We start from the raw sequence: 15,285 nt of genomic DNA, 5'->3' as shown, positions 1-15,285 counted from the left end.
GCATGGAACACAAGGTAATTCTGGTCATTCTCGATGGCCTGGCCTACGACGTGGCCGAACACGCGCTGGGGCACCTCCAGGCCTATGTGCAGGCCGGCCGCGCGGCGCTTTACCCGGTTACCTGCGAGCTACCAGCCCTGTCCCGGCCGCTGTACGAATGCATCCTCAGCGGGGTGCCACCCATCGACAGCGGTATTGTGCATAACGGCATCGCTCGGTTGTCCACGCAACAAAGCATGTTCCACCTGGCCAGGGCCGCCGGCCGCTCGACCGCGGCTGCGGCCTATCACTGGGTCAGCGAACTCTACAACCGCAGCCCCTTCATACCCGCCCGAGATCGCCATACCGATGCCCCTGGCCTGCCTATCCAGCATGGGCATTTCTACTACGCCGATCATTATCCCGATTCCCACCTGTTCGCCGACGCGGAAAGCCTGCGGCTGCGCCACAGTCCGCACCTGCTGCTGGCTCACTCCATGAACATCGACGATGCCGGGCATCGCCATGGCCTGGACAGCAGCCAGTACCGCAATGCCACCCGCGCGGTGGATGGCGTGATGGCCGACTACCTGGAGGGCTGGCTGGCGGCCGGTTATCAAGTGCTGATCACCGCCGACCATGGCATGAACAATGACCGTTCCCACAATGGCCTGCTGGCCGAAGAGCGGCGGGTCCCGCTTTTCACCCTGGGCAATGCCTTCAACCTGGCCCCGGACGCGGCGCCGCGCCAGACCGAGCTGTGCGGACTGGTGTGCGACCTGCTCGGCGTGCCTCATGACAAGCCTTCCTGCCGGGAGCTGCTGCGATGAGCGACGCGCCCCGGGGCAAATGGCTGGCTGCCCTCTGGGCCCTGCCCTTCGCACTGTTTTTCATTGTGTTCCAGCTGGCGCCCTTGGCCTGGGTCGCGGTGAGCAGCTTGCAAGGGGCCGACGGCTGGGGCCTGGCGAATTTCGCCAAGGCCTTCAATTCGCGCTTCTATCGCCAGGCCATGCAGTTCAGCCTTGAAATCAGTCTGTGGTCCAGCCTGCTCGGCCTGCTCATTGCGGTGCTCGGCAGCTATTCGTTGCGCCAGGTGGACTCACGGCTGCGCAACTTCGTCACTGCCTTCGCCAACATGACCAGCAATTTCGCCGGTGTACCGCTGGCCTTTGCGTTCATCATCCTGCTCGGGTTCAACGGCGCCATTACCTTGCTGCTCAAGCAGAGCGGCCTGCTGGAGGACTTCAACCTGTACTCCAAGACAGGGCTGATCGTGGTGTACACCTATTTTCAAGTTCCTCTTGGCGTACTGCTGCTCTACCCGGCGTTCGACGCCCTGCGCGACGACTGGCGCGACGCTGCCGCCCTGCTGGGCGCGAGCACCTGGCAATACTGGCGACGCGTGGCCTTGCCCGTGCTGATGCCGGCGCTGCTGGGTACCTTCGTGATTCTCCTGGCCAACGCACTGGGGGCCTATGCCACGGTGTACGCGCTGACCACGGGCAATTTCAATGTGCTGCCGATCCGGATCGCCGCCATGGTCGCCGGCGATATCTCCCTGGACCCGAACCTGGCCAGCGCCCTGGCCATGATCCTGGTAGCGATGATGGCGCTGGTGACCCTGATCCACCAATGGATACTGCGCAGGAGCTATCATGGCCGCCGCTGACCGTGCCCCCGCCCGCCTGTATCACCGGCTGGTGGTCTGGCTGCTGTTTCTCATCCTGCTGTTGCCGCTGGCCGGCACCCTGCTCTACTCCGTGGCCACCAGTTGGTCCGCAACGCTGTTGCCCAGCGGCCTGACCTTCAAGTGGTACCTGGCCCTGTGGACCGATCCGCGCTTTCTCGCCGCCTTCGGCCATTCCCTGATCGTTTGCGTGGGCGCCCTGGCGCTGGCGGTGGTGCTGATCCTGCCGCTGCTGTTCGTGGTGCATTACCATTTCCCGCGTCTGGATGGGCTCATGAACATCCTGATCCTGCTGCCCTTCGCGGTGCCGCCGGTGGTGTCGTCCGTAGGCCTGCTTCAGCTCTACGGCTCCGGCCCCCTGGCAATGACCGGCACGCCCTGGATATTGATCGGCTGCTACTTCACCGTGGCCCTGCCCTTCATGTACCGGGCCATCACCAACAACCTGCAAGCCATCAATCTGCGCGACCTGATGGATGCGGCGCAATTGCTCGGCGCCAGCCCCTGGCAAGCGGCATGGCGGGTGGTGCTGCCCAATCTGCGCAAGGGCCTGATGGTGGCCATGTTGCTGTCATTTTCCTTCCTCTTCGGGGAGTTCGTGTTCGCCAACCTGCTGGTGGGCACCCAGTACGAAACCCTTCAGGTGTACCTGAACAACATGCGCAACAGCAGCGGCCACTTCAACAGTGCCCTGGTGATTTCCTATTTCCTCTTCGTGCTGGTGATGACCTGGATCGCCACGCGACTGAACAAGGACACGCCCTAGATGAGCTACGTCACTGTTCGTGGGCTACGCAAGACCTACGGCGCCACCACGATTTTCAGCGATATCGACTTCGCTATCGCCCAAGGAGAATTCGTGACTCTGCTGGGGCCTTCCGGCTGCGGCAAATCCACTTTGCTGCGCTGCATCGCCGGCCTGACTGGCGTGGACGGCGGGCAGATCCTCCTCGCCGGGGAGAACCTGGTGCCCCTGGCGCCCCAGAAGCGAGACATCGGCATGGTATTCCAGAGCTATGCGCTCTTCCCCAACATGACCGTGGAGCAGAACGTGGCCTTCGGCCTGAGCATGCGCAGAGTCTCCCCGGCCGATAGCCGCGAGCGGGTGCGTGAGGCGCTGCACATGGTCGAACTGGACACCTTCGCCAGCCGCTACCCTCACCAGCTTTCCGGCGGCCAATGCCAGCGCGTTGCCTTGGCCCGCTCCCTGGTGACGCGCCCGCGCCTGTTGTTGCTGGACGAACCCCTGTCAGCTCTGGACGCGCGCATCCGCAAGCATCTGCGCGAGCAGATACGCACGATCCAGCAGGCCTTGGGCCTGACCACGGTATTCGTGACTCACGACCAGGAAGAAGCCCTGACGCTCTCGGATCGGATCTTTCTGATGAACAAAGGTCAGATCGTGCAGAGCGGCGATGCACAGAACCTTTACACCGCTCCGATCAACGCCTTTGCCGCCGGATTCATCGGTAACTACAACGTGCTCGATGCCGCCAGCGCGAGCCGCCTGTTGCAGCGGGAACTGACCCAGGCCCAGGCGATTCGCCCGGAGGCCATCGAACTGGCTGCCGAACCCGACGGCGAGGGTGAGATCCTCAGCCACAGCCTGCTGGGCAATGTCATCCGCTACCGCGTCCGCGCGCAGGGGGTGGACGTGGTGGTGGACGTGCTCAACCGCTGCGCCGAGGACCTGCACCCCAACGGCACCCGCGTCCGCCTGCGCATCGCGCCAGCGGCAGTGCGCGAGGTGGCTTGAGCATTCACGCAAGAAGGATTCATTCATGGCACTGGCCATTTTCGACCTGGACGACACCCTTATCGACGGCGACTGCGCCTCGCTCTGGAGCGAGCAAATGGCTCGCCTGGGCTGGGTAGACCCGGAAAGCTTCATCCGCCGCGATCATGACCTCATGGCCGCCTACAGCCGCGGCGAGCTGGCCATGGAAACGTACATGGCCTTTACCCTGGAGCCCCTGATTGGCCGTACCCAAGAGGAAGTCGATCACCTGGTGGAACCCTGGGTCGAAGAGGTCATCGAGCCCTTGATCTTCAGCGATGCCACCCGCTGCATCGCTCGGCACCGCGCCGCCGGCGACCGCTTGTTGGTGATCTCCGCCTCCGGGGTGCACCTGGTCAAGCCCATCGCGGAACGTATCGGTATCGACGAGGTGCTGGCCATCGACCTGGAACTGGCCCATGGCACCTACAGTGGGCGTACCGAAGGCACCCTGACCTACCGCGAAGGCAAGGTCAGCCGGCTCCGCCAATGGCTACAGGCCGAGGGCGAAAGCCTGGAAGGCGCGGCCTTCTATTCGGACTCACGCAATGATCTGCCGCTGCTGGAGCAGGTAAGCCGGCCCCATGCGGTCAACCCCGACCCCGTTCTGCGCGCCCATGCCGAGCGCCTGGGCTGGCCTGTGTTGCAGTGGCGATGAGCTTGCCCCGGTAGAAGGTAGCGCCGGCTGCCGAATGGCCGTTCTTTCAACGGGCCGTTCCCCAGCTGCGCTGGGTCCCACAGGATGTTGCAATAGTGTTCAGCATGCGATTTGAGCCTGAAAACCCACCCCGGTGGGAGGTAGCGTCAGCTGCCGAATAGGCGGACTTCTCAAGGGCCGTTCCCCAGCTGTGCCTGGGTTCCACCGGAGCCATGCAGCCTGCCTGCTACCCCTGGTGGTTGCGCTGGTAGGTCGCCTCGCCCATGGCGGCGATCTGGCCGTCTATCAGCGCGTCGAACGGTTTTAGCAGTTCTTGGTAGCTGCCTTCGGGCTCTAGAGTTTCCAGGGCCTGGACAATGGCTTCCACGGTGGACAGCGCATCGGGCGCTGGCGCCTTGCGCAGTCGGTAACGGGACGGCCCGGCCGGTATCAGGGAGACCCGTGGCAGGGCCGCCAGGGCCGGGTTCAGGTGCAGGAGCTTGCGGGCCTTGCGCCAGGTGCCGTCGAGCACGATCAACTGCATGGACTGTTCCGGGACCGCCCGCAGGATTTGCGAGCCTTCACCAGGAAAGAGCACGCAAGCCTGGCCGGGGTGGGCTTCCCAGAGTGCCGGTGCCACCCGTTCGGTAACCACCAGTTGACTGTTGGGCAGCCCCAGGTGGGCCAGGCGCGCGGTATTGAGCGCATGATCAGCTTCGCTCGGGTGCTGCAGGATAAGCACACGGGTGCGGCTGGGAAGGCGAGGGACCAGCGCGCAAAGGCAATGGCCTTCGGGGCGCAGGCAACGAGAGCAACGGGGGCGGGACATAAAGCAATCCGTAAAGGCACGCCGCCCCCCTAGGGTCAGCGGCTGAAACGTTCTGCCAGGCCGTGAAGATAATCGGCCATGCGCTGCAACTCATGGCTGATTTCGGCACCCTCCCGGGCCTGGCCGGCGCTATGGTCGCACAATTGAGCGATGCGAGTGATCTGTCGGTTGATGTCTTCGACCACGTGAGTCTGTTGTTCGGAAGCGGTCGCCATCTGCTGACTCATCTGGGTAATGCTTGCCACTGCCTGGGAAATGCCGTCCAGCGCGCCCTGTACCGCTTCGACCCGGCTTCGGCTGCTCTGGGAAATCTGCGTCCCTCGGCCGGCCGTCTGTACCGCGCGTTCGGCCCCGGCCTGCAACGAAGCGATGATCTGGTGGATCTGCTCGGTGGACGTGCGCGTACGCATGGCCAGCGAGCGCACTTCATCGGCGACCACGGCGAAGCCCCGGCCCTGCTCCCCGGCACGGGCTGCCTCGATGGCGGCGTTGAGGGCCAGCAGGTTGGTTTGCTCGGCGATGGCGGTGATCACGTCGGCCACGCTACCGATCGATTGCGTCTGTTCGGCCAAGGCATTTACCGCCTGGCCGATGTCCGCCACCGCGCCGCTCATTTCCTCCATGGCCACCAGGCTCTGGCGCGCTAGCTCACCGCCTTCGCTGGCCAAGCGATTGGCATCTTCGGCGGCACCCGCGGTGAGTTGTACGTTCTGGGCCACTTCCTGAATGGTCGCGGCCATCTGCGCCACCGCCGTGGCCGATTGATCGGTCTCGCTGCGCTGGCGTTCCAGGCTCGATGCCTGGTCCTCGGACAAGGCCGAGGCTTCGCCTGCCCGGTTTCTCACTTGTGAACCGGTATCCACCAAGCGCGTCAGGGCCGTTTGCAAGCGGGCCTCCTCGCTGACCATGGCCAGGTCGAGCTGAGCCTGCAGCCCGGCGTTATCGCTGTAGGTCAAGGCTACCAAGGGGCTAGTGAAGGCCTTGGGGTGTCGCGCCAGGGTTTTGCGAATGGCCTGGCGTTGTGCCGCTTCGCTCGCGACGTAGGCTACCGCCGTCGCTATCAGGACGGCTACCAGCGCAGCCGTGGGTGCCAGCCAGGCCCAGCCTGCCAGGGCCACTGCCGCTACCAGGGCGAACGGCCAGGCACGCGCGGCCAAGTGCCGCGTTCGGGTCGCCGGCGCGACGGCCCCCTTGCCGGCGGACAGCCTGGCATAGAGGGTCGAGGCCCGACGCACCTGTTCCGAAGTGGGCAGGAACCGTACCGACTCGAAGCCCGCCATGCGACCATTCTCGTAGATGGGCGTTACATAGGCGCTGACCCAATAGAAATCGCCATTCTTGGCCCGGTTCTTCACGATCCCCATCCAGGGCTTGCCCTGTTTGAGGGTATCCCACATGTGACCGAAGACGGACGCTGGCATGTCCGGATGCCGGACCAGGTTGTGAGGCTGGCCTATCAGCTCTTCGCGGGTGAAACCGCTGATGGCTACGAAGGCGTCGTTACAGTAGGTGATCCGGCTATCCAGGTCAGTGGTGGAAATCAACCGTTCTTCGGCGGCAAAGGTTCGTTCACGGTCAGTCACTGGCAGGTTCGAGCGCATGGAGGCGTCCTTGGCAGGTCGAGCAATGTTCTTCCGATGCTTTAAAGCTAGCAAAGGTTTTCTTGAATGGATCACGGATCCATATTGCTCGTTCTGTCGGCGTGACGGCCAGGATCTTGAGCCTGGCCGCTTGGCGCAGGTTCAGGTCACCTGGCCAGCAACTGGCTCTTCAAGAGGTCGCGGAAGGTCTGGATCAAGGGCTCACGGGTACGCCCCCGGCGCAGGATCAGCGAAAACGGCGCCTGGTAGCCGAAGGTAGCCGGTGACAGCACCCGTAAGTCGCCCTTGTCTGCCCAAGGCTGGGCATAGTGCTCCGGCAGGTAACCGATATAGGCACCTGACAACACCAGAATCAGCTGAGCCTCCATGCTATCCACCGTGGCGGCGCTGTGCTTGAAACCGTGACGGGCAAGCTCTGCCTGGCTCCAGTAGCCGCGGCCGACCATGCGTTGCTGGGTAATGACCTGCTCGGGAATCCGGCGCTCGGCAAACAAGGGATGGCGATTGCTGCAATACAGCCAATGCTGCTCACGGTACAACGGCTGGTACACCAGCCCGCTCATGCGGGTAGAGAAGGCGCCGATGGCCAGGTCCAGACGATTGTCCTGCACACCCAGTTGCAGTTCGTAGGGGCTTTGCACGGTCAGGTGGATGTGCACCGCCGGATGTTCCCGGCTATAGGCGCCGATAGCCTCGGCGAACGGCAACTGGCGGTCGCCCACGGTGGAATCGATGACGCCTAGGTTAAGCGTTCCCCGCAACTCACCCTTGAGCGCGGCGGCATAGCGTTCGAACCCCTCCATTTCCGCTAGCAGCCGCTGCGCCTCCTGGTAGAACAGCTCGCCCTTGCTGGTCAGGTGGAAGCCGCCCCGGCCGCGATGACACAAGACAATGCCCAACGCTGTCTCCAGCTGGCTCATGTAGGTGCTGATGGCCGAGGTCGAGAGATTCAGGGCTTGCTGGGCGTTGGCGAATCCTTGGTGTTGAACCACGCAGGTGAAGATACGTAGCAGCTTGAGATCGGGAAAGGCGTTGGCCATGGCGTGTTGGATATCCACGAGAAAGCGATAAATATCAGCATGCCATTACTTCAGAAATATCTGAACTGAGTTTTTTCTTGCCGAGATTCTTCCGTCCTGCCGGCTTGCGCAGACTCCAGCCATCCCTGCGTTTATGGAATGAGGCTCATCGTGGACAAGATTCTCCACCAACCCTTGGGCGGCAATGAAATGCCGCGTTTCGGCGGCATCGCCACCATGCTGCGCCTGCCTCACCTGGCCTCGCCGGCCGGGTTGGACGCCGCTTTCGTGGGCGTGCCCCTGGACATCGGCACCTCGCTGCGCTCGGGTACGCGTTTCGGCCCACGGGAAATCCGCGCCGAGTCGGTGATGATCCGCCCCTACAACATGGCCACAGGCGCGGCGCCTTTCGATTCGCTGTCGGTGGCGGACATTGGCGACGTGGCGATCAACACCTTCAACCTGCACGAGGCCGTACGGATTATCGAGCAGGCCTACGACGAGATCCTTGAACACAATGTAAAGCCCTTGACCCTGGGCGGCGACCACACCATCACCTTGCCCATCCTGCGCGCCATCCACAAAAAGCACGGCAAGGTGGGCCTGGTGCACGTGGATGCCCACGCGGACGTCAACGACCATATGTTCGGCGAGAAGATCGCCCACGGCACCACCTTCCGCCGGGCGGTGGAAGAAGGCCTGCTCGACTGCGACCGGGTGGTGCAGATTGGCTTGCGTGCCCAGGGGTACACCGCCGACGACTTCAATTGGAGCCGCCGTCAGGGCTTTCGCGTGGTACAGGCCGAAGAGTGCTGGCACCGCTCGCTGACGCCCTTGATGGAAGAGGTGCGCGCGAAGGTCGGGGGTGGTCCGGTGTACCTGAGCTTCGACATCGATGGCATCGACCCGGCCTGGGCGCCGGGTACCGGTACGCCCGAAGTCGGCGGCCTGACCACTATCCAAGCATTGGAGATCATCCGTGGCTGCCAAGGGTTGGACCTGGTGGGTGGAGACCTGGTGGAAGTGTCCCCGCCTTATGACACCACGGGCAATACCTCGCTGCTGGGCGCGAACCTGCTGTACGAGATGCTGTGCGTGTTGCCAGGCGTGGCGCGCCGCTGAAACCGCGGCTTCAAGCTCCAAGCTTCATGGACATACGTTAGGGCCAACACATAAAACTACAATGGCGCACGAAGAGCTTGCAGCTCACCGTGCCGGGAGCCGACCATGGATAACAACAAAAGCCATTCCAGCCTGGGCCTGATCGAGACACACGGAGTCGAACAGATCCCTGACCAGGATCGCACCGCCACTCCCCTGGACCTGTTCCGGATGATCTTCGGCGGTGCCAATACGTTTTCCACCGCCGTGCTGGGGAGTTTCCCGGTATTGTTCGGCTTGTCTTTCCAGGCCGGCGCCCTGGCGATCATCGCCGGTGTGCTGGTAGGTGCGCTGATTCTTGCGCCCATGGGGCTTTTCGGGCCTATCAATGGCACCAACAACGCGGTGTCGTCCGGTGCCCACTTTGGCGTACATGGACGCATCGTCGGTTCCTTTCTGTCATTGCTCACCGCTATCGCCTTCTTTTCCATCTCGGTCTGGAGCTCCGGCGACGCCTTGGTAGGCGGTGCTCACCGGCTGTTTGGCCTGCCTGAAAGCGACCTCACCCTGGGCCTGGCCTATGGGCTGTTCGCGGTACTCGTGCTCACCGTCTGTATCTATGGCTTCCGCTTCCTCCTTTGGGTGAGCAAGATTGCCGTATGGAGCGCCAGCGTGCTCTTCGTGCTGGGCCTGTTCGCCTTCGCGGGGCCTTTCGACGCTCACTATGCCGGCACCCTCGCAGAGGGGCAGGAAGGGTTCTGGGCCGCATTCATCGGCGCCGCCCTGGTGGCGATGAGCAACCCGATTTCGTTCGGCGCTTTCCTGGGTGACTGGTCACGCTATATTCCACGCACTGCCCAGCGCTAGCATATCCTGGGCGCGGTAGTGCTGGCCCAGTGCGCCACCTTGTTGCCGTTCTTCTTCGGGCTGGTTACCGCGACCATAGTCGCGGTGCAGGCGCCACAGTACATCGCCGCCAACAACTATGTAGGCGGGCTGCTGGCCATCGCTCCCGCGTGGTACTTCCTGCCGGTGTGCCTGCTGGCGGTGATCGGCGGCATGTCCACCGGCACCACTTCGCTCTATGGCACAGGGCTGGACATGTCCAGCGTGTTCCCCCGCCTGCTCAGTCGGGTCAAGGCAACCCTTCTGATCGGCCTGGCGTCCATCGCCTTCATCTTCATCGGCCGTTTCGCCGCCAACCTGGTGCAGAGCGTTTCCACCTTCGCCGTGCTCATCATCACCTGTACCACGCCCTGGATGGTGATCATGCTCATCGGCCTGGTCACACGACGCGGCTGGTACTGCCCGGATGACCTTCAGGTATTCACCCGTGGCCAGCGGGGCGGCCGCTACTGGTTCCACCATGGCTGGAACTGGCGTGGCATGGGCGCATGGATTCCCAGCGCGCTGGTCGGGCTGTGCTTTGTCAATCTGCCGGGACAGTTCGTGGGGATACTGGGTGAACTGGCAGGGGGCATCGATATCAGCCTGCCGGTGACCCTAGGGTTGGCGGCCGTGCTGTACCTGGCCCTGCTCAGGGCATTCCCGGAACCTGAAGCCGTCTATGGGCCGGGCACCGAAGGCCCGGTTGGCCTGGGTAAACTCACAGGTGCCGGCGCGCTCTAGGTGGCAGCGAAGCTGGCGAATTCGCTCGCTGCCGGGCCGTTTCGTCAAACGGTCGTTAGCGCTCACACCTGGGCCGGCCTGGGATCGTCAGCGCCGCTTGCGCTTGTCGTCCACGGGAATGGGTACCGGTTGCATGGGCGGAACGAGGCCCAGCGCGACGGCCAGGTCGTGCAGCCAGTTGAAGAGTTTGCCTTGCATCACACGCCCCCTTGGGCCTAGCCCGATACGGCGACTACTCGTGCCGTTACTGTGCAGATGATAAGCCCGGGAAGCGTATCGCGCATTGTCCTCGCTGCGACCTAAGGTCGCAGCCTGCGCCTGCTCCGTCCAGAGCCCCGTGGTAAATGCCCGGGCCTGGACTGGCCCGCTACCTTTACCTTATCGGCCGCGCTGGGCGGGACTGAAGGGCAACGACTCTATAACGCCCTGGCTGTACATGGATGACTGATACCGCCCCGCAGAGGTTCCGGCCACGTCCTTCAGGGCGCGACCTGCGGTTTGGCGGCCAGCTCCACGAAGGTCAGCGGGTCAAGGGCATCTTCCTGGGCATCGAGCACGTCCCTGGGGTGTTCGCTGTCCGGAATGCCGCTGTCGAGCAAGGCCAGCAGGCGCGCGCCATTGGCTGTCAACTGGTAACCCGAGGAAGGTTCACCCTGGATGAAGCCACGCTCGCGCAGCAGGCCTTCGTAACGAGCGGCGTCGGCCTTGAGAGTCTCGACCGGCACCGGCGTGGCGCCTTCGGCGGCCTGGGTGACCGCCAGCTCCTCGGCGTGCCCGGCGCTGTCGAAGGCTTGTCCGGCCGTGGTCTGTACCTTGTGCAACAAACGTTCGATCAAATCCCAGTTATAGGTCGGCATGGCGCACTCCAGGAATGAGAGAAGATGGCATTCCTGGGTTGTGACCGAAGGCGAATGTGACCGTTCGGTCAGTCGATGGGCCTTATTCCGCTTTGCGCTTTCTCAGCGGCGCCAGCCCATCCTGGCTTGCCAGGCCGCTGCTCTCGGCGAGCTTGGCGGCTGGCTTGCGGCCTGCCGGGGCGCGCTTGGGCGCCGCGGATTTGCCGGCGGTTTTCTTGTCCTTGTCGGTCTTCTTTTTCTTCACACCCACGGCCTTGCCCGAGGCCTTCACCTTCTTCGGCCCCTGGTAGGTGCCCTTCACTTCCTTGATCACCCGGCGCTCGAACTGCTGCTTCAGGTAGCGTTCGATGCTGGACATCAGGTTCCAGTCGCCGTGGCAGATCAGCGAAATGGCCAGCCCTTCGCTACCGGCACGGCCGGTGCGGCCCACTCGATGGACGTATTCGTCGCCGCTGCGAGGCATGTCGAAGTTGACCACCAGGTCCAGCCCTTCCACATCAAGGCCGCGAGCCGCCACATCGGTGGCGACGAGGATTTTCGCCGAACCCTGCTTGAGCCGCTCGATGGCCAGCTTGCGGTCTTTCTGGTCTTTTTCGCCGTGCAGCACGAACACCTTGAAATCCTTGGCCACCAGATGGCCGTAGACCCGGTCCGCCATGCTGCGGGTGTTGGTAAAGACAATCGCCTTGCGATAGGTCTCGTTGGCCAGCAGCCACTGCAGGATGCTTTCCTTATGGGCGTTATGGTCGGCGGTGATGATCTGCTGACGGGTGGCTTCGCTCAGGTCGCTGACGTTGTTCACCATCAGGTGACGTGGGGTCTTGAGCACCTTGGCGATCATGTCACGCAACCCGGCTCCGCCGGTGGTGGCGGAAAACAGCAGGGTTTGCCGTTGGGCAGGGCACAGGTCGCACAGACGGCTGACGTCTTCGGCGAAGCCCATGTCCAGCATGCGGTCGGCTTCGTCGAGCACTACCACCTCCACCTGGGCCAGGTCCAGGTTGCCCGCGTTGAGGTGTTCGAGCAGGCGGCCGGGAGTGCCGATGAGGATGTCCGGCACCTTGCGCAGCATCGCCGCTTGCACCTTGAAATCCTCGCCACCGGTGATCAGGCCGGCCTTGATGAAGGTGTAGCGGGAAAAGCGTTCCACTTCCTTCAGGGTCTGCTGCGCGAGTTCGCGGGTAGGCAGCAGGATGATCGCGCGGATATCCACCCGAGGCCTGGCAGGACCGATGAGGCGGTTGAGCAGCGGCAGCACGAAGGCGGCCGTCTTGCCGCTGCCGGTCTGGGCCGTTACCCGCAGATCATGCCCTTCCAGCGCCGGAGGAATGGCGGCGACCTGCACGGGCGTCGGCTCGACGAAATTGAGCTCGGCCACGGCTTTGAGCAGGCGTTCATGAAGGGCGAATTGGGAAAACACGGGTACTACCTCGAAGGGAACCTGGAACGACTGCATAGGGTAGCGGAGCCGGGCCCGACAAGCGAGCGATGGCCGTCTCGGCGGTCAGCCACGGGCTCGCCCGCGCCGGCTGATCCATACCGAGGCCAGGATGATACAGCCGCCCAGCGCCAGCCGGCCCATGGGCTCCTGGTGGTTCCAGATCATCAGGTTGAGCGACAGGCCAACCGGCACGTGCAGGTTGTTCATCACCGCCAGGGTAGCGGCCGGCACCAGGCTGGCGCCCTTGTTCCAGGCGTACATGCCGAAGGCTGTCGCTACCAGCCCGAGGAACAGCAACACGCCCCACTGCAATGGCTGCGCCGGGAACCGGCCCAGGTTGCCGAAGGCCAGGTAAGCTGGCAGGGCCACCAGCAAGGCACCCAGGAAGAAATAGCCGAACCCGTGATATTGCGGGCCTGCAAGCGGATGCCGCGCCATGAGCCGTTTATAGAGCACTTGCCCGGCGGCATAGGTGAGGTTCGCGACCTGCAGCAGCACAAAGCCCAGCAGGAAGTGACCGCTGATGCCATCGAAGCGAATCACCGCGGCACCCGCCACGGCCACTAGCGCGGCAAGCAGGGCCCAGCCATTGAAGCGGCGTTCCAAGGCGTCCTGGAGCAAGGTGACGTGCACCGGGGTAAGGATGGTGAACAGCAACACTTCCGGCACCGTGAGCACGCGGAAGCTCAGGTACAGGCAGACGTAGGTCACGCCGAACTGTAGCGCGCCTATCAGCAGCATCCGCCGTACGAAGATGGCGGGTAGCCCACGCCACCGGGTCAGGGGCAGGAACACCAGGCCGGCGATCAGTACCCGAGCGAGCACGGCGAAATAGCTGTCCACCTGACCGGCAAGGTATTCACCGATCAGGCTGAAGGAGAACGCTTGGACAAGGGTGACGATCAGTAGGTAGGGCATGGGCGCGAAGAGCAGGCGAAAGGGCGCGCCACCCTAGCACATCAGGCCACCTCGGCCAGCGCGGCGCGCGCCTGGGCCAGGCCCTTCTCCAGGAAATCGCCGCCCATGTTCAGGCCTTCTGCATGGATGAAGGTAACGTCGGTTATCCCGATGAAGGCCAGCACCTGACGCAGGTAGGGCTCCTGGTGGTCGCTGGCGGCACCGGCATGGATGCCGCCGCGGGCGGTAAGTACGTAGGCCCGCTTGCCGGTGAGCAGGCCTTCGGGGCCGGTGGCGGTGTACTTGAAAGTCACCCCAGCGCGCAGCACATGGTCCAGCCAGGCCTTGAGGGTGCTGGGGATAGCGAAGTTGTACATGGGCGCGGCCAGGACGAGCACGTCGGCAGCCAGCACTTCCTCGGTCAGCTCGTTGGAGCGAGCCAGGGCAGCGGCTTCCTCGGCGCCGCGCTCGGCCTCAGGCTTCATCCAGCCAGCAAGCAGCGTAGCATCCAGGTGGGGTACGGGCGTACTGGCCAGGTCACGAACCTGGACGGAATCTTGCGGATGTGCAGCCTTCCATTGGGCGATGAAGGCTTGGGTCAGTTCTCGGGATACCGAACCTTCCAGGCGGGCGCTGCTTTCGATCACTTGTACGCGAGACATGCTGGAACTCCTGAATTGGTGAGAATGGCGCTAGGTTAATCAGCACATCCTCGATATAAAAGCGCAAATAACCGCTACCAATAATCGAATTTTTAGCTCAATAATGATTACCCCTTTGTGGAGCCCGATCATGAAAGCGCCCCGCGTCACCCTGGACCAATGGCGAACCTTGCAGGCCGTCGTCGATCACGGTGGCTTTGCCCAGGCCGCCCAGGCGCTGCACCGATCACAATCCTCTGTCAGCTACACCGTGGGACGGATGCAGGAGCAGCTCGGGGTCCCCTTGCTGCGCATCGATGGTCGCAAGGCAGTGCTCACCGATGCCGGCGCCGTGCTGCTGCGACGGTCTCGCCAACTGGTGAAGCAGGCCAGCCAGCTCGAAGACCTGGCCCAGCACATGGAACAAGGCTGGGAGGCGGAGGTGCGACTGGTGGTGGATGCGGCCTACCCCAACGCCAGGCTGGTCCGGGCGCTCAGTGAATTCATGCCGCAAAGCCGGGGTTGCCGTGTGCGCTTGCGTGAGGAAGTGCTCTCTGGCGTGGAAGAGGTGCTGCTCGAAGGCCTGGCGGACCTGGCCATCAGCGGCTTCAGCATTCCTGGCTACCTGGGCACCGAAATGAGCAGGGTGGAATTCGTGGCCGTGGCCCATCCCGATCATGCTCTCCATGGCATGAATCGGCCGCTGACCTTCCAGGACCTGGAGAACCAGTTGCAAGTGGTGATCCGTGACTCCGGCCGCCAGCAGCCAAGGGACGTCGGCTGGCTAGGGTCGGAACAGCGCTGGACCGTGGGCAGCCTGGCGACCGCGGCCAGCTTCGTCAGCAGTGGCCTGGGCTTTGCCTGGCTACCGCGCCACATGATTGGCCGAGAGTTGCGCGAAGGGTCGCTCAAGCCCTTGCCACTGGAACAGGGCGCCAGTCGCCAGCCGGCGTTCTACCTGTACTCGAGCAAGGACAAGCCGCTTGGCCCGGCCACCCAGATCCTGGTGGAGCTGCTGCGCCGGTTCGACACCGCATGCCTGGAAACGCCCTCCGCCGCCGGCGGCGCACGCTGAAGACTTCGATATCCAGGCAGCGGGCCGGCGTCCAATCCCGGTGGAACGCCAGGCGCAACCTGTATGTCCATAGCAATGCGCAGGGCCGCCGTGGCCAGCCCTTGCTGGCGACCGG

General features: G+C 63.6%; 15 protein-coding genes and 2 pseudogenes. 8 read left to right on the top strand and 9 right to left on the bottom strand.

All coding sequences use genetic code 11. The annotated features are described in order from the left end of the window. Positions 1-2: 2 nt before the first annotated feature. Genes ACP691_RS03510 through ACP691_RS03490 form a run of 5 tightly spaced genes read left to right on the top strand, consistent with a single transcriptional unit; the run spans position 3 to position 4,101 of the window. The gene (locus ACP691_RS03510) at positions 3-809 is read left to right on the top strand and encodes an alkaline phosphatase family protein (RefSeq protein ID WP_426150077.1); all 807 of its coding nucleotides are present in this window, start codon (positions 3-5) and stop codon (positions 807-809) included. Further along, positions 806-1,648 (top strand): ABC transporter permease, encoded by an 843-nt coding sequence (locus tag ACP691_RS03505; protein ID WP_040262103.1) that lies wholly within the window; start codon positions 806-808, stop codon positions 1,646-1,648. The genes ACP691_RS03510 and ACP691_RS03505 overlap by 4 nt, the downstream gene beginning before the upstream one ends. Then, positions 1,635-2,432 carry an ABC transporter permease gene (locus tag ACP691_RS03500; protein WP_426150076.1) on the top strand — a complete coding sequence of 266 codons (798 nt, stop codon included), beginning with the start codon at positions 1,635-1,637 and terminating at the stop codon, positions 2,430-2,432. The genes ACP691_RS03505 and ACP691_RS03500 overlap by 14 nt, the downstream gene beginning before the upstream one ends. Then, entirely contained in the window at positions 2,433-3,422 is a 990-nt protein-coding gene (locus ACP691_RS03495) for an ABC transporter ATP-binding protein (protein WP_426150075.1), read from the top strand. Between the two features lie 25 nt (positions 3,423-3,447). Further along, a complete protein-coding gene (locus tag ACP691_RS03490; RefSeq protein WP_426150074.1) occupies positions 3,448-4,101 on the top strand; it encodes an HAD family hydrolase in 654 nt (217 codons plus the stop codon). A 226-nt stretch (positions 4,102-4,327) separates the two neighbouring features. Here ACP691_RS03490 and ACP691_RS03485 read toward each other — a convergent pair whose 3' ends face one another. From ACP691_RS03485 to ACP691_RS03470, 4 genes and pseudogenes are all read right to left on the bottom strand, one after another. Beyond that, positions 4,328-4,909 (bottom strand): tRNA-uridine aminocarboxypropyltransferase, encoded by a 582-nt coding sequence (locus tag ACP691_RS03485; RefSeq protein ID WP_426150073.1) that lies wholly within the window; start codon positions 4,907-4,909, stop codon positions 4,328-4,330. 35 nt (positions 4,910-4,944) lie between these two features. Beyond that, positions 4,945-6,066 (bottom strand): methyl-accepting chemotaxis protein, encoded by a 1,122-nt coding sequence (locus ACP691_RS03480; protein WP_426150215.1) that lies wholly within the window; start codon positions 6,064-6,066, stop codon positions 4,945-4,947. A 165-nt stretch (positions 6,067-6,231) separates the two neighbouring features. Beyond that, positions 6,232-6,510: pseudogene (locus ACP691_RS03475) on the bottom strand (PAS domain-containing protein); the annotation flags it as partial. Between the two features lie 146 nt (positions 6,511-6,656). Continuing rightward, entirely contained in the window at positions 6,657-7,550 is an 894-nt protein-coding gene (locus tag ACP691_RS03470) for a LysR family transcriptional regulator (RefSeq protein ID WP_426150214.1), read from the bottom strand. Between the two features lie 150 nt (positions 7,551-7,700). On the opposite strand from ACP691_RS03470, the gene speB reads away from it, so the two are divergent. Beyond that, on the top strand, positions 7,701-8,651 hold the full coding sequence (gene speB, locus ACP691_RS03465; protein ID WP_426150072.1) for an agmatinase: 951 nt from the start codon (positions 7,701-7,703) through the stop codon (positions 8,649-8,651). Between the two features lie 105 nt (positions 8,652-8,756). Continuing rightward, a pseudogene (locus ACP691_RS03460) lies at positions 8,757-10,259 on the top strand (purine-cytosine permease family protein). A gap of 87 nt (positions 10,260-10,346) precedes the next feature. On the opposite strand, the gene ACP691_RS03455 reads toward ACP691_RS03460, so the two are convergent. The 5 genes from ACP691_RS03455 to ACP691_RS03435 all read right to left on the bottom strand — a co-directional run bounded on the left by ACP691_RS03455 (position 10,347) and on the right by ACP691_RS03435 (position 14,116). Then, the gene (locus ACP691_RS03455) at positions 10,347-10,457 is read right to left on the bottom strand and encodes a PA1414 family protein (RefSeq protein ID WP_325062743.1); all 111 of its coding nucleotides are present in this window, start codon (positions 10,455-10,457) and stop codon (positions 10,347-10,349) included. 281 nt (positions 10,458-10,738) lie between these two features. Then, positions 10,739-11,116 (bottom strand): transcriptional regulator, encoded by a 378-nt coding sequence (locus tag ACP691_RS03450; RefSeq protein WP_426150071.1) that lies wholly within the window; start codon positions 11,114-11,116, stop codon positions 10,739-10,741. 82 nt (positions 11,117-11,198) lie between these two features. After that, positions 11,199-12,536 carry a DEAD/DEAH box helicase gene (locus ACP691_RS03445; RefSeq protein WP_426150070.1) on the bottom strand — a complete coding sequence of 446 codons (1,338 nt, stop codon included), beginning with the start codon at positions 12,534-12,536 and terminating at the stop codon, positions 11,199-11,201. An 84-nt stretch (positions 12,537-12,620) separates the two neighbouring features. Then, entirely contained in the window at positions 12,621-13,475 is an 855-nt protein-coding gene (locus ACP691_RS03440; RefSeq protein WP_426150069.1) for a carboxylate/amino acid/amine transporter, read from the bottom strand. Between the two features lie 41 nt (positions 13,476-13,516). Continuing rightward, the gene (locus tag ACP691_RS03435; protein WP_426150068.1) at positions 13,517-14,116 is read right to left on the bottom strand and encodes an FMN-dependent NADH-azoreductase; all 600 of its coding nucleotides are present in this window, start codon (positions 14,114-14,116) and stop codon (positions 13,517-13,519) included. Between the two features lie 130 nt (positions 14,117-14,246). Here ACP691_RS03435 and ACP691_RS03430 point away from each other — a divergent pair, with 130 nt between their 5' ends. Further along, positions 14,247-15,170, top strand: a complete 924-nt coding sequence (locus ACP691_RS03430) for a LysR family transcriptional regulator (protein ID WP_426150067.1) — start codon at positions 14,247-14,249, stop codon at positions 15,168-15,170. The last annotated feature ends 115 nt before the right edge of the window (positions 15,171-15,285 follow it).

Origin of the sequence: Pseudomonas sp. DC3200b2 (assembly GCF_049895785.1) — a bacterium.
GTDB lineage: Bacteria > Pseudomonadota > Gammaproteobacteria > Pseudomonadales > Pseudomonadaceae > Aquipseudomonas > Aquipseudomonas massiliensis.
Note: the sequence above shows the minus strand (reverse complement) of the source record. Positions and strands in the feature narration are given on the sequence as shown.